Annotated in this window: 15 protein-coding genes; 9 read left to right on the plus strand and 6 right to left on the minus strand. The window is 71.5% G+C overall.

What is annotated here, in order from left to right; translation table 11 throughout:
* Positions 1 to 70: 70 nt before the first annotated feature.
* A complete protein-coding gene (locus tag ACFYZB_RS40855) occupies positions 71 to 463 on the minus strand; it encodes a hypothetical protein (protein WP_388766980.1) in 393 nt (130 codons plus the stop codon).
* Positions 463 to 2,802 (minus strand): DUF4132 domain-containing protein, encoded by a 2,340-nt coding sequence (locus ACFYZB_RS40860; protein WP_388766981.1) that lies wholly within the window; start codon positions 2,800 to 2,802, stop codon positions 463 to 465. Before ACFYZB_RS40860 ends, ACFYZB_RS40855 begins: the two co-directional genes overlap by 1 nt.
* 176 nt (positions 2,803 to 2,978) lie before the next feature.
* Between ACFYZB_RS40860 and ACFYZB_RS40865 the strand changes: the two genes are divergently transcribed.
* The 5 genes from ACFYZB_RS40865 to dnaK all read left to right on the plus strand — a co-directional run bounded on the left by ACFYZB_RS40865 (position 2,979) and on the right by dnaK (position 10,608).
* The gene (locus tag ACFYZB_RS40865; protein WP_388766982.1) at positions 2,979 to 5,144 is read left to right on the plus strand and encodes a phage holin family protein; all 2,166 of its coding nucleotides are present in this window, start codon (positions 2,979 to 2,981) and stop codon (positions 5,142 to 5,144) included.
* Between the two features lie 80 nt (positions 5,145 to 5,224).
* Positions 5,225 to 6,286, plus strand: a complete 1,062-nt coding sequence (locus tag ACFYZB_RS40870; protein ID WP_351212012.1) for a MoxR family ATPase — start codon at positions 5,225 to 5,227, stop codon at positions 6,284 to 6,286.
* Positions 6,287 to 6,372: 86 nt separating this feature from the next.
* On the plus strand, positions 6,373 to 8,106 hold the full coding sequence (locus ACFYZB_RS40875; RefSeq protein WP_388767025.1) for a hypothetical protein: 1,734 nt from the start codon (positions 6,373 to 6,375) through the stop codon (positions 8,104 to 8,106).
* Between the two features lie 82 nt (positions 8,107 to 8,188).
* Positions 8,189 to 8,614: an OsmC family protein gene (locus ACFYZB_RS40880; RefSeq protein WP_351212014.1), complete on the plus strand. Its 426-nt coding sequence runs from the start codon at positions 8,189 to 8,191 to the stop codon at positions 8,612 to 8,614.
* A 137-nt stretch (positions 8,615 to 8,751) separates the two neighbouring features.
* Positions 8,752 to 10,608, plus strand: a complete 1,857-nt coding sequence (gene dnaK, locus ACFYZB_RS40885) for a molecular chaperone DnaK (protein WP_388766983.1) — start codon at positions 8,752 to 8,754, stop codon at positions 10,606 to 10,608.
* A gap of 28 nt (positions 10,609 to 10,636) precedes the next feature.
* Here the strand turns inward: dnaK and ACFYZB_RS40890 are convergent, their stop codons facing one another.
* The 3 genes from ACFYZB_RS40890 to ACFYZB_RS40900 form a co-directional block, all read right to left on the minus strand.
* Positions 10,637 to 11,449 (minus strand): SAM-dependent methyltransferase, encoded by an 813-nt coding sequence (locus tag ACFYZB_RS40890; protein ID WP_388766984.1) that lies wholly within the window; start codon positions 11,447 to 11,449, stop codon positions 10,637 to 10,639.
* A gap of 37 nt (positions 11,450 to 11,486) precedes the next feature.
* Positions 11,487 to 12,350 carry a helix-turn-helix domain-containing protein gene (locus ACFYZB_RS40895; RefSeq protein WP_388766986.1) on the minus strand — a complete coding sequence of 288 codons (864 nt, stop codon included), beginning with the start codon at positions 12,348 to 12,350 and terminating at the stop codon, positions 11,487 to 11,489.
* Between the two features lie 109 nt (positions 12,351 to 12,459).
* Entirely contained in the window at positions 12,460 to 13,287 is an 828-nt protein-coding gene (locus ACFYZB_RS40900) for a helix-turn-helix domain-containing protein (RefSeq protein ID WP_388766987.1), read from the minus strand.
* Between the two features lie 29 nt (positions 13,288 to 13,316).
* On the opposite strand from ACFYZB_RS40900, the gene ACFYZB_RS40905 reads away from it, so the two are divergent.
* The 3 genes from ACFYZB_RS40905 (at position 13,317) to ACFYZB_RS40915 (ending at position 15,580) form a co-directional block, all read left to right on the plus strand.
* On the plus strand, positions 13,317 to 14,444 hold the full coding sequence (locus ACFYZB_RS40905; protein WP_388766988.1) for an ADP-ribosylglycohydrolase family protein: 1,128 nt from the start codon (positions 13,317 to 13,319) through the stop codon (positions 14,442 to 14,444).
* A 72-nt stretch (positions 14,445 to 14,516) separates the two neighbouring features.
* Positions 14,517 to 14,825 (plus strand): 4a-hydroxytetrahydrobiopterin dehydratase, encoded by a 309-nt coding sequence (locus tag ACFYZB_RS40910; RefSeq protein WP_351212026.1) that lies wholly within the window; start codon positions 14,517 to 14,519, stop codon positions 14,823 to 14,825.
* A 5-nt stretch (positions 14,826 to 14,830) separates the two neighbouring features.
* A complete protein-coding gene (locus tag ACFYZB_RS40915) occupies positions 14,831 to 15,580 on the plus strand; it encodes a class I SAM-dependent methyltransferase (protein WP_388766989.1) in 750 nt (249 codons plus the stop codon).
* Positions 15,581 to 15,615: 35 nt separating this feature from the next.
* Here ACFYZB_RS40915 and ACFYZB_RS40920 read toward each other — a convergent pair whose 3' ends face one another.
* Complete coding sequence (locus ACFYZB_RS40920) at positions 15,616 to 18,534, minus strand: glycoside hydrolase family 48 protein (protein WP_388766990.1); 2,919 nt, start codon at positions 18,532 to 18,534, stop codon at positions 15,616 to 15,618.
* Positions 18,535 to 18,809: 275 nt separating this feature from the next.
* On the opposite strand from ACFYZB_RS40920, the gene ACFYZB_RS40925 reads away from it, so the two are divergent.
* Positions 18,810 to 20,285, plus strand: coding sequence for a cellulose binding domain-containing protein (locus ACFYZB_RS40925; RefSeq protein ID WP_388766991.1), 1,476 nt, complete (start codon positions 18,810 to 18,812; stop codon positions 20,283 to 20,285).
* The last annotated feature ends 39 nt before the right edge of the window (positions 20,286 to 20,324 follow it).

Genomic DNA, 20,324 nt, shown 5'->3' on the forward strand with positions numbered 1-20,324 from the left:
TCATTGAGCTTCAACCAACTCGAAGGTCAACAGCGACGTGGGGCGTCACCAACGTCATGGCCAGCAACAGCTAGCCGCCCACCAGGGCGACCAGCTTGATGAAGACCAGGTCGGGGTCGACGGTGAGGTCCACGACCTCGTCGAGGTCCTCGACCTGGCGATCGCCGGTCAGTACGAAGAACCCGTTGGCCGCAAAGGCGCGTTCGGCGATCTCGGCATGGCGCTCCCCGTCGATGCGGCGGGGCTCGTGCAGCCGGTAGCCGTTGAGCTCCACCTCGGCGTGCGCGGGGCGCACGAGTCCGTTGAACCGGTCGTCGGGGCAGGCGTTGTGCCGGGCGACCTCCTCCTGGACCCGGAGTCTGATCAGTTCCCGTACGGTCATCCGGTCCGGCAGCCCGGCGACCTCCCACTCGGTGAGCGGCTTGCCCGTCGCGGTCTCGTCCCGGAACGTCACGGTGGCCATCAGGCACCTCGCTCGATCTGCGTGAGGATGGTCGGGTCGGTGATCTTTGTGTCGGCTGTGAGCAGGAACGCCTTGCTGAGGATGAGGGAGAGCCGGTCGTCCTCGAAGGGCAGGAACACCCTGCCGGCGCCCTGGCCGCGTGCCGGGACGATGCACAGGTAGCTGTCGTCCGGTTCCATCAGGACGTTGGCCGAGCCCAGGTGGATCCGGTACGTGCGCAGGTCGCCGCGGACGGTCAGGAAGCGGCCGTCGAGCGTGCACCGGTCGGCGATCTTCAGCCGCGGCAGGATCCGCCCCAGGGCGTCGCGCCGCGCCTCGGCGCTCTCCGTCAGCTCGCCGAAGGAGACCCGCTCCCAGTAGGTGCGCCGGGGGCCGCCGTCGGTCCAGTCGGGGTCGGCGGCGATCGAGGTCACGCCCACGAACAGGTCGACGTCCCGCATCGCCTCGCTGAAGACCAGCGGGGGCACGTCGGCGAGCGCTGCCGCACGCCAGGCGCCCGCCACCCGGCGGTCGAAGCGCACCTGGTCGGTCGAGGCCAGTTCGTCGTCGCCCGCCCCGTCGGCCCAGCCGTGGCGGAAGCGGACCCGCCACTGCCCGCCCGCGAGGGTGCGCTCGGCCTCGTCGTCGTCCCCGCCGTCCCACGGGCCGAGCAGGTTGCTCTTCCATCCCCGGGCCCGGAACAGGGCGAACATCCTGCGGTAGTGGACCAGATGCGCGGCGAACCGGTTGGAGTAGACGCGGGTCTGCTCCTCGGCCGGCGTGAGCAGGTAGATCTCGCGGAACGCCTGCTTGAAGGGCTGGCGTATGCGGTGCTCGGTGAGCCGGTCCCGCCACACCCGCACGGCCTGCGGGTCGCAGCGGAGCGGGTGCCACAGCCGTACGGAGGCGTCGTCTGGCGCGTCGGGAAGGTGCTCGTCCGCCTCGGGCAGTACGGACCGCCACTCGCCGGGCGCGACCTCGACCTCCCAGATCAGCCGGCGCACCAGGGTCCTGGCGAGCGGGTGCCCGGCCAGTTCGGTGCGCCACCAGCCGTACGGATGAACGGCGTCGACGGTGAAGCCGCCCTCCAACGCGCGGAGGAGGGTGGCGAGTTGGGCGTTCACCCGCTTCACCAGGTCGCGCAGTTCCCGGACCAGGGCGGTGTGGTCGCGGCGCACCGGCGCCGGCAGGCTGCGCAGCGGGCGGCCGTCCTTCTCCCACGTCACCGTGGCGGACTCGGCGACCGTGACGACGGCCTGGTACTCACCGGCCGTCCGGCGCAGGACGCCGACCGGCGCGGAACCGCCGATGGACGCGGTGTCGAAGCCCAGTCGCGGCAGCCGCAGCGCCACTTCGGTGCGCTCCGCCAGGGCCGCGTCGACCTTCTTGAGCATCTTGTCGAGCTGCTTGGGCACCCCGGCGTGCCGGACGGTCCGGCGCACCGTGCGGATCGCGGTCACCAGCTCGGGCGTCGGGAAGTCCTGCGCGGCGCGGACCACCTCGTACAGCAGGGCCTGCGAGGGCAGCGTCCGCGCCGCCGTCGGGGCGAGGGAGACGCCGGGCAGGAGCCGGTCGAACAGCTCCGGCAGCCAGGGTTCGTCACGCTGCAGCGCCACCCGCAGGGCCTCGCCGAGGGTGCTGACCTCCAGGTCGGTGAACGCCTTGTCCGCCCGGTAGGGGATCTCGCCCGCCCGGATGGCGTCGGTGCGGTCGGCCGCCGCTTCCAACGCGCGACGCGTGAACGCCACGTAGGCGGGGTTGTCCGCCGATCTGAGCCGCGCCTGCTCGACCGGCGAGGGGAATCGGTGGTCCCGGTCCTTCCCGGACAGCAGGGGCTGCCGGCCCGTGGGGATCCCGGCGACGACGGCGATCTCGTCCGCCACGATGGGACCCACCTCGAGCGGGAGGCGCTCCACGGCCGCGCGCAGGGTCCCCTCGCCGCCGAGCTCCGCGATCGCGAGGAGCGCATACGGCTGCCGCGAGGTGTCCGTCTCCAACCAGAACTTGACCAGGGCGCGGGCCTGTTCCGAGACGTCGGGCAGCGGCCCGGTGCAGTGCTCCAGCGCGTCCAGGCCGCGGTTCAGGTTCGCCCATCCACGGCCCTCGTAGTGCTCGACCAGCACCTCGAACATGCGCCGGCACGCCTCGGGCGTGTAGCGCGGTTGCCGTTCCCGGGCCGCGTTCTCGACCGCGAAGCCGACCGCCAGCATCGCCGGCGGGGCGGAGGTGTCCACCCGGTAGGCGGCCACCAGCAGGCTGCCGAGCTCCTCGTCGGACACCTGCGACAGATCCGGGCGCCCCTCCCCGAGGGTGAAGTCCGGGTCGGTCAGCGCGCACATCAGCCGTGCCACGAGGTCCATCAGGCACTCCTCCCCAAGTCGCCCGTGCGGGAAAGGGGCACCAAGTCGTCGTTCAGCATGGCGGGATGATGACAGGCGGGACTGACAACGCGATCGCCCCGGCCGCGCACGGCACCCCTGTGACAAGGTGGGGCGAGGCCCCGGTCGGGCGGGCCGGGACGTGAGGGGTGCGGGGCGTGCGAGGCGTGCGATGGCGGCGGGTCGCCCGTCAGATCGGCCGGAGCGCCACCGTTTGGGCGGTCTCCACCCTCACCATGATGGTCCTCGCCGCGCTCCTGCCCGACTTCCGGCTCCAGTCCGCCGACGGCGACAGCGCCACCCGCATCGCCGTCACCGCCGCCTGCGGCGCCGGGGCCTTCGGTGTGCTGTCGGCCGTGGTGTGGCCGCTCCTGGTCCGGCTGCTGCTCCTCGTACCCGCCCTCGTGCTGGGCCTGCTGGTCTTCTTCCTCAACGGTTCCCTGCTGCTGCTCGCCCTGCGCATCAACCCCTCCGGCCGCGGCGAGGCGGCCCCCGAGACCGCCGTCATCGTGGCCGCCGTGATGTCCGCCGTCGCCTCCGCCACCGGCGCGGCCCTCGCCGTACGCGACGACGAGACCTACCGGCGCCGCCTGCACCGCCTCGCCGCCCGCCGCCGCAGATCCGACCCGCCCTGCCCGACCACCCCCGGCCTGGTCCTCGTCCAGCTCGACGGTGTCGGCCACGACGTCCTCGGGGACGCGGTCCGCAAGGGACTGATGCCGACGGTCGCGGGCTGGCTCGGGACGGGCGAGGGCACGCAGCCGACCAGCGACGACATCCCCCGGTCCACCCCCCGCCCCACCCACCGACTCACCCCCTGGCGCACCGACTGGTCCAGCCAGACCGGTGCCAGCCAGCTCGGCATTCTCCACGGCAGCACCTTCGACGTGCCGGCCTTCCGCTGGTACGAGAAGGACCGGGGGGAGGTGATGGTGTGCAATCGCCCGACGAGCGCTGCGGAACTGCAGCGCCGCGCCATCCTGCGTACCGGCGACGGCGGACTGCTCACGGTGGACGGCGCCAGCCGTGGCAACCTCTTCAGCGGCGGTGCCGGTGAACAGGCCCTCGTGCTGTCCATCGCGACCCGCCGCCGAGCCCGGGAGAACCGTTCCCGCGCCGGTTACTTCGCCTACTTCTCCGACCCCGCGAACGCCGTCCGCACGGCCCTGTCCTTCCTCGCCGAAGTGGCCCGCGAGATCGGCCAGTCAACCCGCGCCCGCATGCGCGGACAGCGCCCCCGGGTGAGCCGCGGCGGGCTCTACCCGCTCGTCCGCGCCTTCGCCACCGTCGTCGAACGGGACGTCGTCGTCGCCGCGGTGATGGGTGACATGCTCGCCGGGCGCACCGCCGTCTACGCCGATCTCGTCGCCTACGACGAGGTCGCCCACCACTCCGGTCCGGGCAGCCGGGACGCCGAGAAGGTGCTGCAGCGCCTCGACCGCTCCCTCGCCCTCCTGCAGCGGGTCGCGGAGCACGCGCCCCGCCCGTACCGCATCGTCGTCCTCTCCGACCACGGGCAGAGCCCCGGCGAGACCTTCCGCTCCCGGTACGGACTCACCCTCGGCGATCTGGTCCGGGCCGGCTGCGGGCTGCACGTGCCGCGCCGCGCCGAACACACGCACAGTGGCGCCGAGGCCCGTGCCGCCGTCCGGGCCGCGCTGCGCCGGCCCGTGGAGGAGAAGAGCGAGCAGCACCATCCGGCCCCGGGCTCCGAGCCCATCGTGCTGGCCTCCGGCAACCTCGGCCTGGTGTCCTTCCCGGACGTGCCCCACCGCATGACCAAGGAGGAGATCGACGCCCGCCACCCCGCCCTGCTCAGCACCCTCGCCAACCACCCGGGCATCGGCTTCCTGCTGGTGCGCAGTGCGGAGCACGACGGTGTGGTGCTGGGAGCCCACGGCGCCGAGATCCCGCTGGCCGAACTCGACGACCGGTCCGGCCCGCTGGCCCGGTTCGGTCCCGGCGCCGCCGCCGCGGTCCGCCGTACCCACTCCTTCCCGCACACCGCCGACATCATGGTGAACTCCGCCTTCGACCCCACCGACGGCGAGGTCCTCGCCTTCGAGGAGCAGATCGGCTCCCACGGCGGCCTGGGCGGCGCCCAGTCCCGCCCCTTCCTGCTCTCGCCGCTGGAGTTGCCCGCACCCGTCGACGGCGAGGCGGAACTGACCGGCGCCGAGCAGGTGCACCAGGTGCTGCGCCGCTGGCTGGGCGAGCTGAACGGACCCCAGGTCCCGCTCACCGACGACACCGGCGCCGACGACACCGGCGCCGACACCCGCACCGATGACACCCCCGACACCGAGGACGAGCGGGCCGCCTGAAAATCGGCTGCGTCCACCCGGCCGGACACCCACACTGTTCGAGTCGTACACCGCTCGAACACTCCCGAGGATGCCCCGCCTTGCAGGCTGCCGTCACCGTCACTCCCGCCCGCCTCCCCGAACTCCTCCTCGGCCTCGCCACCGTCCGGCCCGTGTTCCTCTGGGGCGCCCCCGGGATCGGAAAGTCCTCCCTGGTGCGGGAGTTCGCCGACTCGCTGGGCCTGGAGTGTGTGAGCCTGCTCGGTACGCAGCTCGCCCCCGAGGACCTGATCGGCGTGCCGCAGATCCGCGACGGACGGTCGGTGTTCTGCCCGCCGGAGACGATCGCCCGGGACGAGCCGTACTGTCTGTTCCTGGACGAGCTGAACGCGGCCACCCCGGACGTGCAGAAGGCGTTCTACTCGCTGATCCTCGACCGTCGCATCGGAAACTACGAGCTGCCCGCGGGCTCCGTCGTCATCGGCGCCGGCAACCGGTCCACCGACAACGCGCTCGCCCGGCCGCTGGCCTCCGCCCTGGTCAACCGGCTCGCCCATGTCCACCTGGAGGTCTCCGCCACGGACTGGCTGGCCTGGGCGGCGGACAACGGCATCCACCCCTGGATCCTGGACCATCTCACCGACCGGCCGGACCACCTGTGGTCCAAGCCGCCGAAAACCGAGGAACCGTTTTCCACCCCCCGCTCCTGGCACATGCTCTCCGACGCCCTGCACTCCTTCGGCCCCGATCCGGACGAGCCGACCCTCACGGTCCTCGCGCACGGCACGCTCACGCCCGCGCACGCGACCGCGTTCTGCGGCTACGTCAAGGTCGTGCGCAGTCGGTTCGGGATCGAGGCGATCATCAAGGGCGACGCCCGCTGGCCGCACCGCATGCAGGACCGGGACCTGCTCTACTACCTCGCCGAGTCGTTCCGCGGCCGGCTCGTCAAGGAACTGCCCGCCGGCAAGGAGCACATGTCGGCGAACGGCCGGCAGATCGCCTACCGCGCCAAGTCGCTGCTGGTGCAGCTCGCCGAGATCTCCGTGGAGGTCGCCCAGACGGTCATCGCCTCCGACGCCGACGGCAACCCCGTGCTGCCCGCGTGGTTCCTGGTCGAGGCCGCCCGCGACATGCCCCGCCTGGTGGAGGCCCGGCGGTGAGCCGTACCCCGCCGAAGAAGACCGGACCCGGGAAGAACGGGACGCGGCAGAAACGCGACCTCGCCGCAGAGGCGTTCGCCGAGGGGATGCGGCTGCTGCGGGCCAACCCCGCCCTCGCCGCCGTCGACTTCGGCGTCTGCCGCAGTGAGACCTGCGCCCTCGCCCCGCGCGACGGCCTGGTCGTCGTGGACTCCGACGCCACCGTGCACGCCCGCCCCGAGAGGCTCGCCGAACCCGGCGCCTGGGCCTGGGCGCTCGCGCACGCCGCCCTGCATCTCGGCTTCGGCCATGTCCCGGCCGCCAGGGGCCCGCGCGAGCAGCCCGACCGCTACGACCTCGCCGCCCGCTGCGTCGTGGTGAACCGTTTTCTGCTCGGTTTCCCCGTCGGCACCACCCCCGAGGACCTGCCCGCGAGCTACCCCGACGGGGACGAGGAGCGCCTCGCCGCGCGTTGGCGGGCCCACGGCCTGCCGCCCGCCTACGAGCACTGCGGCACCGCGGGCGGGGCACCCGACCAGGTGCTCACCGCATGGCGCGCCTGGCAGGGACGCGTCCCGGACCGGCAGCTGGCCTTCGCGACCGCGCTGACCCGGACCGTGTCCGCCGCGATGGACATGGCCGCCGGCCGCCGGGACTCCCTGGACGGCGAGCGGACCCCGCAGCGGCCCTGGGAGACGGCCCTGAGCTGGTTCGTCTCTTCGTACCCGCTGCTGGGTGGCATCGCCGCCGGCATCAAGCTGGTCGCCGACGCCGAACTCGCCCGCGCCCACGGCATCCAGATCGCCGCCGTGGACCCCGCGGCCGGCGAGATCTACGTCAACCCGCTGCGCACCTTCGACGCCGAGGAGTGGCGGTTCGTCCTGGCCCACGAGATGCTGCACGCCGCCCTCCGCCACGGCGACCGCTGCGGCCCGCGCGACCCCTACCTCTTCAACGTCGCCTGCGACTACGTCATCAACGGCTGGCTGGTCGAGATGCGGGTCGGCACCATGCCCGAGGGGCTGCTGCACGACCCGCAGCTCGCCGGCCTGTCCGCCGAGGAGGTCCACGACCGCATCGCCGGCGACCTGCGCCGCGTCCGGCGCCTGGCCACCCTGCGCGGCAAGGGCACCGGTGACGTCCTCGGCGCACCGGTGCGCCCAGCAGGCGACTACGTCGACCTGGACGAGTTCTACCGGCGCGGCCTCGGCCGCGGTCTCGATCTGCACCAGGCCCAGGAGCGCGGCTTCCTGCCCGGCGGCCTCGTCGAGGAGATCCGCGCGCTCAGCCATCCGCCGCTGCCCTGGGACGCGCAACTGGCCCGCTGGTTCGATGAGTTCGTGCCCCGCCCGGAGCCCGTACGGTCCTTCGCCCGCCCGGCCCGCCGCCAGGCCTCCACCCCCGACATCCCGCGCGCCGGCCGTTGGTTCCCGCCCGAGGAGGTCGCCCGCTGCACCTTCGGAGTGGTTCTCGACACCTCCGGCTCGATGAGCCGCACCCTGCTCGGCAAGGCGCTCGGCGCGATCGCCTCCTACGCCGAGGCCCGGGACGTACCGGCCGCCCGGGTGGTGTTCTGCGACGTGCCCCCGCACGACGCCGGCTATCTCCCGGTCACCGAGATCGCGGGCCGGGTCCGGGTGCACGGGCGCGGCGGCACGGTCCTGCAGCCCGGCATCGACCTGCTGCACCGGGCGGAGGACTTCCCGCCCGCCGCACCGGTGCTGGTGATCACCGACGGCTGGTGCGACGTGCTGCGGGTGCGCCGCGAGCACGCCTATCTGATCCCGCAGGGAAGTCACCTCCCGTTCACGCCGCGTGGGCCGGTCTTCAGAGTGCGATGAGCCCGGATGTGATCGGATAGGGGCACGGAAAACCCCCGTAACGGGATCTCACGTCACGGGACCCGACGCGAAAGGAACCATCGTGGCCACCACGCGCACCGCGCACACCCTCTGGGAAGGCAATCTGCTCCAGGGGCACGGCGTCGTCACGTTCGACTCCTCCGGTATCGGCGAGCAGGCGGTGTCGTGGCCGTCGCGCGCCGAGCAGGCGAACGGCAAGACCAGCCCCGAGGAGCTGATCGCCGCCGCCCACTCCAGCTGCTTCTCCATGGCCCTCTCGCACGGTCTGGCCGGCGCCGGCACCCCGCCCACCCGGCTCGAGACCAAGGCCGACGTGACCTTCCAGCCGGGCGAGGGCATCACCGGCATCCACCTCACCGTGCGCGGCGAGGTGCCGGGCCTGGACGCGGAGGGCTTCGCCTCGGCCGCCGAGGACGCCAAGAAGAACTGCCCGGTCAGCCAGGCCCTGGCCGGTACGACCATCACGCTGACGGCCGAGCTGGCCTGACGCCCGTACGGCCCCGGATGCCGCGTCCCGCTCCCGGGGCGCGGCATCGCCGTGTCCGGGCCCTGGGCCATTGACAGCGTCGCGGGCACGGCCTGTGCTGGGAGTGCGGCAGGCGCCCGGGCGGAAGGGGACGGACCATGACACGTGCGGTGGGGATCGATCTCGGGACGACGAACTCGGTGGTGGCCGTCCTGGAGGGCGGCGAGCCCACCGTCGTCACCAACGCGGAGGGCGCGCGGACCACACCGTCGGTGGTGGCGTTCGCGAAGAACAAGGAGGTGCTGGTCGGCGAGGTCGCCAAGCGGCAGGCCGTGACCAACGTGGAGCGCACCGCCCGGTCGGTGAAACGGCACATGGGAGACGCTTCCTGGCGTTTTCCGGAGCAGGGGTCGGTCGACGGCACCCGCTTCCGCGCCCAGGAGCTGTCCGCGCGGGTGCTGCAGAAACTGAAGCGGGACGCGGAGGCCTACCTCGGCGAGGACGTCACGGACGCGGTGATCACCGTACCGGCGTACTTCGACGACAGCCAGCGCCAGGCCACCAAGGAGGCCGGGGAGATCGCGGGGCTGAAGGTGCTCAGGATCATCAACGAGCCGACCGCCGCCGCCCTCGCCTACGGCCTGGACCGCGGCGACGAACAGACGGTCCTGGTCTTCGACCTCGGCGGCGGCACCTTCGACGTGTCCCTGCTGGAGATCGGCGACGGCGTCATCGAGGTGAAGGCCACCAACGGCGACACCCACCTCGGCGGCGACGACTGGGACCAGCGGATCGTCGAGTACCTGGTGAAGCGGTTCAAGGGGAGCCACGGCATCGACCTCGGCGCCGACAAGATGGCGGTACAGCGGCTGCGGGAGGCCGCCGAGAAGGCGAAGATCGAGCTGTCCTCGTCCTCGGAGACGTCGATCAACCTGCCCTACATCACCGCCTCCGCCGAGGGACCGCTGCACCTGGAGGAGAAGCTGACGAGGGCTCAGTTCCAGGAGCTGACGGCCGACTTGCTGGACCGCTGCAGGAAACCGTTCCACCAGGCCGTCCAGGACGCCGGGATCCAGCTGTCCGCGATCGACCACGTCATCCTCGTCGGCGGCTCCACCCGGATGCCCGCCGTCACCGACCTGGTGCGCGACCTCACCGGCAAGGACCCGCACAAGGGCGTCAACCCCGACGAGGTGGTGGCCGTCGGCGCCGCGCTCCAGGCCGGGGTCCTGCGCGGCGACGTCAAGGACGTCCTGCTGCTCGACGTCACCCCGCTGTCCCTCGGCATCGAGACCAAGGGCGGCATCATGACCAAGCTGATCGAACGCAACACTACGATCCCCACCCGCCGTTCGGAGATCTTCACCACCGCCACCGACAACCAGCCCTCGGTCGGCATCCAGGTCTACCAGGGTGAACGCGAGATCGCCGCGTACAACAAGAAGCTCGGCGTCTTCGACCTCACCGGCCTTCCGCCCGCCCCGCGCGGCGTACCGCAGATCGAGGTCGCCTTCGACATCGACGCCAACGGGATCATGCACGTCTCGGCGAAGGACCTGGCGACGGGACGCGAGCAGAAGATGACCGTGACCGGCGGTTCGGCGCTGCCCAAGGAAGACATCGACCGCATGATGCGGGAGGCCGAACAGTACGCCGAGGAGGACCGCAGGCGCCGCGAGGCCGCCGAGACCCGCAACCAGGCCGAGCAACTCGTCTACCAGACCGAGAAGTTCCTGCGTGACAACCACGACCGCGTCCCCGCCGACACGCGCGGCGAGGTCGAGACGGCCGCGGCGGAACTGAAGACCCTGCTGGAACGGAACGCCGACACCACCGCCCTGCGCACCGGCGTGGAGAAGCTCGCCACCGTCAGCCAGAAGATGGGGCAGGCCATGTACGCGGCCGCCGCCGGCGGTCAGACCACGCAGGAGGGCGAGACCACGGCCGACGCGGACGGCGTGGTCGACGCCGAGATCGTCGACGAGGACAGGGACACCAAGGGGGGAGCGGCCTGATGCCGCCGGTGCTGGCCTCCCGCACGCGTCAGCGCTTGACCGCCACCCCCGCGTACACCGGCACCACGCCCTCCGCCTGGGCCGCCACGTCCACCGGTTCCGGGCGCCAGCCGTGCACGGGGATGACGCCGGGCCCGAGCAGCTCCAGACTGTCGAAGAAGCGGGAGAACTCGGGCAGCGAGCGGGGGTGGAACGGCGTGCCGCTCCTGCGGAACAGCTCGGCCGCTCCGGCCACGGCATCGGGGCTGAGGTCCTGGGTGACCTGGGAGAGGATCAGGAAGCTGCCGGGGGCGAGCTCGTCGACGTACCTCTTGACCAGAGCGAACACATCGTCCTCCTGCTCGCCCAGGTAGTGGGTGAGGGCGACCAGGGACAACGACACCGGGCGGCCGAAGTCGAGACTCTCGCCCGCCAGCCGGAGGATGGTGTCCGGATCGCGGACGTCGGCGTGGACGTAGTAGGTGCCGCCCTCGGCGGAACTCCGCAGCAGCGCCTCCGCGTGCCGCAGCACGATCGGGTCGTTGTCCGCGTACACCACCCGGGACTCCGGGGCCACGCCCTGGGCCACCTGGTGCAGGTTGGGCTCGGTCGGGATACCGGTCCCGATGTCGAGGAACTGCCGTACGCCCGCCTCGGCCGCCGTACGGACGGCCCGGTGCATGAACCGGCGGTTGGCCCGCGCCCCGCGTACCACCGTGCCGTCCACGGCGAGGATCTTCCGGGCCAGCTCCTCGTCCACCGGGTAGTTGTCCTTGCCGCCCAGCCACCAGTCGTACACCCGGGCTGGGTGCGGACGGCTGGTGTCGATCGGCGTGGGCGTGGCGTCGTCGCGTGCGGTCATGCGGGTGTTCCCCCATCGGTGCGGTCCGTGCGTGGCGTCACAGGCTCTTGCGGAACTCCCGCAGCAGGGTCTGGGTGCGCTGTGCCGAGGCGGCGCGGGCCGTCATGTGGTCCAGCACCTCCAGATGCGCGACGACCTCGCGGCGGGAGTCCAGGTAGAGCGCGCCGGTCAGGTACTCGGTGAACACCATGTCCGGCAGCTCCGGCTCGGCGAACCGGAACAGCGTGAACGGCGCGTACGTCCCCGGGTGCGGGCCTGCCGCGAACTCGGCGAGCTGCAGCGTGACCCGGTCCCGCTCGGCGTACTCCAGAAGCTTCTCCAGCTGCTCGCGCATCACCGTGCCGCGCATGCTCACCGGGCGCCGCAGCACCGTCTCGTCCATGATCACCCACAGGTGGGGCGGGTCGTCCCGCTCCAGCAGCCGCTGGCGTTCCATGCGCAGCGACACATGCCGTTCCACGCTCTGCGGCGAGGTCTGCCCGATCGTCCCGGCCTCCAGCACCGCCCGCGCGTAGTCCTCGGTCTGCAGCAGACCGGGTATGAAGTGCGGCTCGTAGGAGCGGATGATCCGGGCGGCGCCCTCCAGGCTGACGTACAGGCTGAACCAGTCCGGGAGCACGTCGTGGAAGCGCTGCCACCAGCCCGGCTGGTTCGCCTCCTCGGCCAGCCGCACGAACGCGGCCGCCTCCTCCTCGGCCACCCCGTAGGTGTCCAGCAGCACCTGCACGTACGGGATCTTCAGCGCGACCTCGGCCATCTCCATCCGCCGTACGGTCGCCGAGGCCACCCTGAGGACCTTGGCGGCCTCCTCCCGGCTCAGGCCCGACGCCTCGCGCAGTTCCTGCAACCGTTTGCCGAGCACCACCTGGCCCACGGTGGGCGCAGGCCGCCGTTCACTCACGCCACGCCCTCCCCTACGCGTCGAAGTACGCGGGCAGTCTGCCATGTCATCCCGGCTCGCACACCGGTCCGAGGGGAATCCGGACAGGGGGGAGCTGTCCGTCGGGTGGTCAGACGGCAAGCGTGTGCAGGTACTTGGCGGTCGCCGGGTCCGCCGGAAGGAATGTCTCGATGGCGAGCTCGGCGACCGTGACGTCCATCGGCGTGTTGAACGTGGAGATCGACGACACGAACGACAGGATCCGGCCGTCGTGCTCGATGAGCAGCGGCAGCGCGAAGTACGGGACGGGCTCGGCCGGTTCGTCCCCCGGCGCGTCCTCCGGCACGGGGTAGGCGGCCACCTCCTCGTACAGGGCGCGCAGCTGGTCCGAGCGCTGCAGGGCGATCTGCCGCTCCATCTGCGCGAGCAGATGCCCGCGCCACTCGCGCAGATTGTGGATGCGCGGGGCGAGCCCCTCCGGATGCAGGGTCAGCCGCATCGCGTTCGGGGGCGACAGCAGTGTCTCCGGCACGCCGTCCAGCAGCATCTCGATTCCCCGGTTCGCCGCGACGACCGTGTAACCGGCGTCGACCACCAGCGCCGGATAGGGCTCGTAGCCCTGGATGAGGCGTTCCATGCCGTCGCGCAGCGCGTCCAGCGCCGGGTCGTCCAGCGGGGTCTCCGGATAGTGCGGGGCGTAACCGGCCGCCAGCAGCAGCGCGTTGCGCTCGCGCACCGGCACGTCCAGATGCTCGGCGAGCCGCAGCACCATCTCCTCGCTCGGCCGGGACCGGCCGGTCTCGATGAAGCTGATGTGCCGGGCGGAGGAGTCGGCCCGCAGCGCCAGCTCCAGCTGGGAGACCCGGCGCCGCTCCCGCCAGGCGCGCAGCAGCGGGCCGACGCCCTTGTCGGACGGGGTGGTGGAGTAAGTGGCTTTACCGGTCGCGACAATGGTCATGGATACGACCGTAGTCGAGGAGTGCATGGATGAACGGGCCGTGGTACAGGGACGGCGCTGCGCAGTACCGCGCCAGGGTGCGCGGCTGTCTGCTGGGCGGGGCGATCGGCGACGCGCTGGGCTATCCCGTCGAGTTCGACGCCATCGACCGGATCCGCGCCGCCCACGGCCCCCACGGGGTGACCGACCTGGTCCCCGGGCCGCGCGGCGAGGTGGGCCTGATCAGTGACGACACGCAGATGACGCTCTTCACGGCCGAGGCCCTCGTCGAGGCCCACTCCTTCGAAAGGAAGGGGGAACGCCACGACCGCAGAAGAATGGGGGACATCTCCGACCGCTGGCCCGAGATGATGCTCCAGGCGTACGAACGCTGGCTGCACACCCAGTCCCAGCCCGGACCGGTGACCGCGCCGTTGCCGGCGGGGCCTGCGGACGGCCTGGTCACCGAGCCGTGGCTGTACGCCCGCCGTGCCCCCGGCAACGCCTGCCTGTCCGGCGTCGCCCAGCGGTACGCCCCCGGCCGGTGGCTGCCTCTCGAGGGCCGACCGGGCGAGGTCAACCCCGACTCGAAGGGCTGCGGCGCGGTGATGCGCTCGGCCCCCTTCGGTCTCATCGCCGAGTACGATCACGTCGCCTTCCAGATGGCGGCCCGCGCCGCCCAGATCACCCACGGCCACCCCACGGGCTACTACGCGGCCGGCACGCTGGCCGCGATCGTCGCCAATCTTGTCGCCGGGGACTCCATGGAGGGCGCGGTCCTGCGTGCGATGCGGCTGCTGGCCCGCTACCCAGGCCACGAGGAGACGACCGCGGCCCTGGAGCGTGCCGTCACCGAGGCCGGGGACCGCTCGGTGGCGCCGCCGGAGCGTGTCGAGAGGCTCGGCGCGGGCTGGGTGGCCGAGGAGGCGCTGGCCATCGCCGTCTTCTGCGCGTTGTATCCGGGCCGCGTCGAGACCAAGCTGCTGATGGCGGTCAACCACTCCGGCGACAGCGACTCCACCGGCGCCATCTGCGGAAACCTCCTCGGCGCCCAGTACGGCGACCATGCCCTGCCGCACGAGTGGGTCCAGCGGGTGGAGGGTCGGGCCAGGATCGCCGTGCTCGCCGACGACCTCGGCGCGGTGCGGGTCCGTGGGTGGCTCTTCGGGCCGGCGTGATCGACGGGAGCCGACCTGGTACGGCTGTGGCACGCTGGGAGTCTGTGCCGCATCACCGGGAAGGACGAGGCCATGGCCGTCGAACCGCTGTCGCAGAAGGAGATCGAGGACAGGCTCGCCGAACTGCCGGGCTGGTCGGTCGACGACTCCGGCCGGCTCACGCGCTCCTACCGCCTCGGCTCGCACGTCGCGGCGGCGGCACTGGTCATGCATGTCGCCGCCGTCCAGGACGAACTGGACCACCACTCCGACCTCACCCTCGGCTACAACACCGTCTCCCTCAGCGTCCACACACACAGCGCGGGCGGCGCGCTCACCGCGAACGACTTCGCGCTCGCCCGCAGGGTGGAGGACATCGCCCCAGGTCACCAAGCACACTGAGGGGCGTGCTCGACTACGACAAGGAAGCCGACGCCTATGACGTGTCCCGGGGCGGCGAGGCCCGCGCCGCCGCGGCCACGCGGGCGGTGTTCGGCCTGATCCCCGAGGGGCCGGGCCGGCTCCTGGACGTGGCCTGCGGTACGGGCATCGTCACCCGCAGGCTCGCCGCCGACCGTCCCGCGCTGCGGGTGACGGGCGCCGACCTCACCGCCGCCATGGTGCGCAGGGCAGGTGCGCGGCTGCCGGGCGCGATCGTACGGGCCGACGGCCGCCGGCTCCCGTTCCGCACCGGCACCTTCCACGCCGTCACCAGCATCTGGCTGCTGCACCTGCTGCAGGACGCCGAGGACGTCCGCCGGATCGTCGGCGAGTGCGCCCGGGTGCTGCGGCCCGGCGGGGTCTACGTCACCACCGTCGACAAGGCCGCGGCGCACGACGTCGGCAGCGACATCGACGCCGTTCTCGCCTCCCGTCCGCGCCGGACCGCGCAGGACGCCGCCGCCACCGTCGCCGCACACGCCGTCCGGCACGGGCTCCGGCCGGCCGGCGACACCACGTTCCCCGGCGTCGGCCAGGGTCGCAGCCCCCGCGTCACCATCGCCGACCTGCGCCGCGGCTGGTTCACCCGGCTGCCACCGGGCGAGCCGCGCACCGAGGAGTTCGCCGCCCGCCTGTCCCGCCTCCCGGACCAGGACCGCCCGCGCCCGGACCCGGTGTTCGCGGTGCGGGCATTCCGGAAGGCGGGGGCGGGCTGACGGCGGAATCTGCGCCGTGGGAGTGCCGGGGTCGCCTATTCCAGAAGCTCAGCGTACGACCCCATGGCCAGGGCGATGTCCGCCTGGGCCCAGAACCGGTGATAGGTGAAGACGGGCGCGGCGCCGCCCTTGAGGTAGGCCTCGATCTTCGACCAGGCCGGGTCGTTCTTGTAGAAGGACCTCAGCGAGGTGAAGGTGGCCGAGGAGTTGATCGCGTCGCCGTTCGGCATGGTGCCGCTCCAGCCGCTGGGCACGTACACGCTGTCGCCGAACCGGCTGTAGTCGCTGCGGGTCTCGGGGACGGCGACGCCCAGGCTGTCCTGGTCGTTGTTCCACATGCCGTCCAGCAGCGCCTTCGCCGTGGACTTCGCCGTCGTGTCACCGGACTTGGCGCCGTAGTACGTCAGCGTCTTGGCGTACGCGGCCGCCACGCCGACGTCGTCGGTGTAGTCGGCGACCGTCACGTGAAGTCCGCTGTTGGTGCCGGGACTCGACGGGTTCCAGGTGTCCGGCCGGCCGGACCACTGCAGCGTCGAGGGGATCCGGTAGGTGCCGTCGGGGTTGATCGTGGTCTTGGACAGTGCCCACTTCACCCACTTGTCGAGGACCGCCTTGGCCGTCGCGTTGCCGGTCTGCTGGTAGTACTCGGCGACCCGCTCCATCGACCACGCCTGGAAGCCGAACCACTGGTTGGACGGCGGGTCGTGGTAGACGGGCTCCCAGTCGTAGTACATGCCGTAGAACGTCGGCGTCCCGGTCGGCGGGGTGGCGTAGCGGCCCTGCCAGCTGTTGGTCGCGCCGCCGGCGATGGCGCCCTCGGAGGACTGCAGCCACTGGTAGAACTCCAGCTGCCGCTGCAGCGACCTGCCCCAGTCCGAGGCACCGGTCGCCGACTTGGGCTCCAGGTCCGGGTAGCTGCTCAGCGCGTACGCGGCGAGCGGGTTCTGGTAGCCGCCGTGGACATGGCTGGAGCCGATCCGCCACGCCCAGCCCGCACTGGAGTCGGTGGCGCCGCCCCAGGCGTAGTACCACGAGAGCAGATAGTGCGAGGCGTCCTTGCCGGTGCCGGCCGCGCAGGTCGAGGGCCCCACGCAGTTGCCGATCTTCTTGAAGTACTTGTCGTACATGGCGTACCGCAGGTAGTCGCCCATCTTCGCGGCCTTGGCGACCGTCGCCGAGACGTCACCGCCCTTGCCCTGCTGCTTCGCCCACACGTCCGCCCAGTACGCCGCCTGCACCGCGCGGGCGTCCGCGTCCGGGGCGTCGGTGTACTTCCACTGCCTGGCGTAGGAGTTGTCGCCGGTGAACAGGTCCAGGTAGCCGTTCTTGCCGCCGTACTTGAAGGCGTCGCAGGTCGGCTGCGGGACCGTCTCCCACACCGACTCCTGCGGGCCGCGCTGGAAGGTGTTCAGGTACGACGGACCGCTCGCCGTCGGGCCGCCCTCGCAGGTGCCGCCCGGTGTGTCGCCGTAGCCGTAGACGTTGTCGACGTCCTCGATCCAGTGCATGCCGTAGACATCGTCCGTGCCGTAGGTGCTCTTCAGCTCACCGGCGATCGGATCCGATCCCACGGACACGGACGTGTCCAGTTTCGCCGGGTACTGGTCAGGCGTGTCCTCCTCAGGCGCGTAGCTCGCCGGCTTGGAGGCGTTGTAGAAGGAGTTCGCCGGCTGGTCGGCGTGCGTGGGGATCATGTACTTCTCCATCAGGGCCCACGCGCCGTTGAACTTCGACCAGTCGCCGGTGACCTTGCCGTACATCGCCTGCAGCCACAGCAGGTAGCTGTACGCCTCCGAGGTGGTCTCGTGGCCGTAGTCCGGGGCCTCGACGATCAGTGTCTCCACCGAGTGGTACGGGATGCCCTGCGGGGAGAAGTAGCCGTTCGCCGGATTGGTGATCTTCCCGTACAGGTCCAGGAAACGGGCGTCGTAGGCCTTCGTGGCGGCCAGCTCGGTCACCGTCACCGCGGTCTTGGTGTACCCGGTGGCCGAGGCGGTGAAGGTGGCGCTGCCGGTGCCGGAGGCGTCCGCCGTGACCGTCACGTTCTGCGCGGTGTTCCAGTCGGACGGCGTGAAGGTGAGCGAGGAACCACCGGTCACGGACAGGCCGGTGTTGCCGTCCGTACGGGCCACGCCCACCGTCACGTCCGTGCTCGGCTGCGTCGACAGCTTGACGCCGAACGTGCCCGACGTGCCCTGCTGGACGCCCAGTTGGGTCGGCGACGCCACGACCGCGGGTCCGGAGGCGACCGTGATGCCCACCGGTGTGGACTCGGCGGTCGCGCCGAGGCTGTCGTACGCCTTGGCCACCAGTGAATGACTGCCCACGGTCAAATCAGAGACGGACAGCGTGTACGGCGCGCTCGTGTCCGTCCCCAGCAGCGTGGTGTCGTCGTAGAACTCCACCTTGCTGATCGTGGCGTTGTCGGCCGCCGCCGCGGTCGCCGCGAGCGGCACCGCGTCGCCCTGCGTGTACACCGCGCCCGCGCCCGGACTGGTCAGCACCGTCACCGGCGGCTGGTGGGCCCCGGCGCAGGTCGTGCCGTTGACGCTGAAGGAGGTGGGGGCGGTGTTGGTGCCGCTGTAGCCGAACTGCGCACCGGTGGAGACGGCGGCACCCGTGGCGATGGTGCCGTTGTACGAGGCGTTCTTCACGGTGACGGTCCTGCCGGACTGGGACCAGGTGCCGTTCCAGCCGTTCGACAGCGTCTGGTTGCCCGTGTAGGCGTAGGCGAGCGTCCAGCCGTCGATCGCGTCCGTGCCGCGGTTGGTGATCGTGAGGTCGGCGGTGAAACCGGAACCCCAGTCGTTGGTCCTGTAATCGACGCTGCACTGCACGGACGCCGCGTGCGCGGCCGTCGCGCCGGTGGCGAGCATCGACAGGGGAAGGGCGAAGGCGGCCGCCACGGCGGTCCAGAGCCGCCGCACGGCTCTGCGTTTGCGTCCGGGATCCATGTGCTGGTTCCTCCTTGCGGGCTTGTCGCTCGGGAGAGCGTCCTCGGGAGAAGTCAAGGCTTGAACCAGTGGGAGCGCTCCCATAGTGGAGAGGACCCGGTGAACGGTCAAGGTCCTTGAAGAGTCGAAAAGAATTCGACGGAGGCGGCTGAGGAAAAGTCAGCAACTCCCCTGTGCATCAACGCCACTTGGCGCTACCTTCCATCGCACCAGTGGGAGCGGTTCCGGTCAGTCGACGCGCCCGTCACGGCGCGCCCACCTGCAAGGAGTCGCTCATGCGACACCCCCCGCGTTCAGTACTTTTAGCCGCCGCCGGTGCGGCCGCGCTCGTCGCGAGCGCGGTGGTCCCGGTGGTGTCCGCCCAGGGAGCCACGCCCGCGTGCACGGTGGAGTACTCCGTCACCAACCAGTGGGACGGCGGCTTCCAGGGCTCCGTGCGGATCACCAACAACCAACCCGCACTGAGCAGTTGGCGGCTCGCCTTCGACTTCGCCGACGGCCAGAAGGTCACCCAGGGCTGGAACGCCCAGTGGTCCCAGTCCGGCACCACCGTGACCGCCGGGAACGAGGGCTACAACGGTTCCCTCGGCAGCGGCGCGAGCGTCACCGCCGGCTTCCTCGCCTCCTGGTCGGGGTCCAACACCGCGCCGACGGTGTTCAGGCTCAACGGCACCACCTGCAACGTGGACTCCGAGCCGACCCCGCCGCCGACCACACCGCCCCCGACCTCCGGCGGCACCGCCCCCGCCCTGCACGTCGCCGGCAACAAGCTCGTGGACGCCGACGGCAAGGAACACCGCCTCCTCGGCGTCAACCGCTCGGGCGGCGAGTTCATGTGCGTCCAGGGCCGCGGCATCTGGGACGGTCCGGTCGACGACGCGGCCGTCGCTGCGATCGCCGACTGGAAGGCCGATGCCGTGCGCATCCCGCTCAACGAGGAGTGCTGGCTGGGCCTTTCCAACATCAGACCCGAGTACGGGGGCGCCACCTACAGAGCCGCCGTCAAGGACCTGGTGGCCCGCGTCGAGGCGCACGGCCTCACGCCGGTCCTCGACCTGCACTGGTCGTACGGCCAGTACACCGGCAACTCGGCCGGCTGCTCCGACGTCCACGCAACCTGCCAGAAGCCGATGCCCGACAAGCAGTACGGCCCGTCGTTCTGGGCGTCGGTGGCCGGCACCTTCAAGGACGACCCGGCACCGGTGTTCGACCTGTTCAACGAGCCCTATCCGGACCGGGCGACCAGCAGCGTCACCGACGCCTGGAAGTGCTGGCGGGACGGCGGGACCTGCCCCGGGATCCCGTACGAGGTCGCCGGAATGCAGGATCTCGTCGACAGTATCCGGGGCGCAGGCGCCAAGAACGTCATCATGGCCGGCGGCCTGGCGTACTCCAACGACCTCAGCCAGTGGACGGCCTACAGGCCCTCCGACCCGGCCGGCAATCTGACCGCCGCCTACCACGTCTACAACTTCAACACCTGCTCGACCGAGAGCTGCTGGAACTCCACCCTCGCCCCGGTCGCCGCCCAGGTGCCCCTGATCGCCGGTGAGATCGGCGAGAACACCTGCTCGCACGCGTTCGTCGACCAGGTCATGAAGTGGTTCGACGACCGGAACCTGTCCTATCTGGGCTGGACCTGGAACACCTGGGACTGCTCCTCCGGCCCCTCCCTGATCTCCGCCTACGACGGCACACCCACCGCGTACGGCACCGGGCTGCGCGACCACCTGCGTGCCCTGAACCCCTAGGCCCCACGAACCCCGTGGACACCACGGACGACAGAAGGA

Origin of the sequence: Streptomyces sp. NPDC001852 (assembly GCF_042891825.1) — a bacterium.
Classification (GTDB): Bacteria; Actinomycetota; Actinomycetes; order Streptomycetales; family Streptomycetaceae; genus Streptomyces.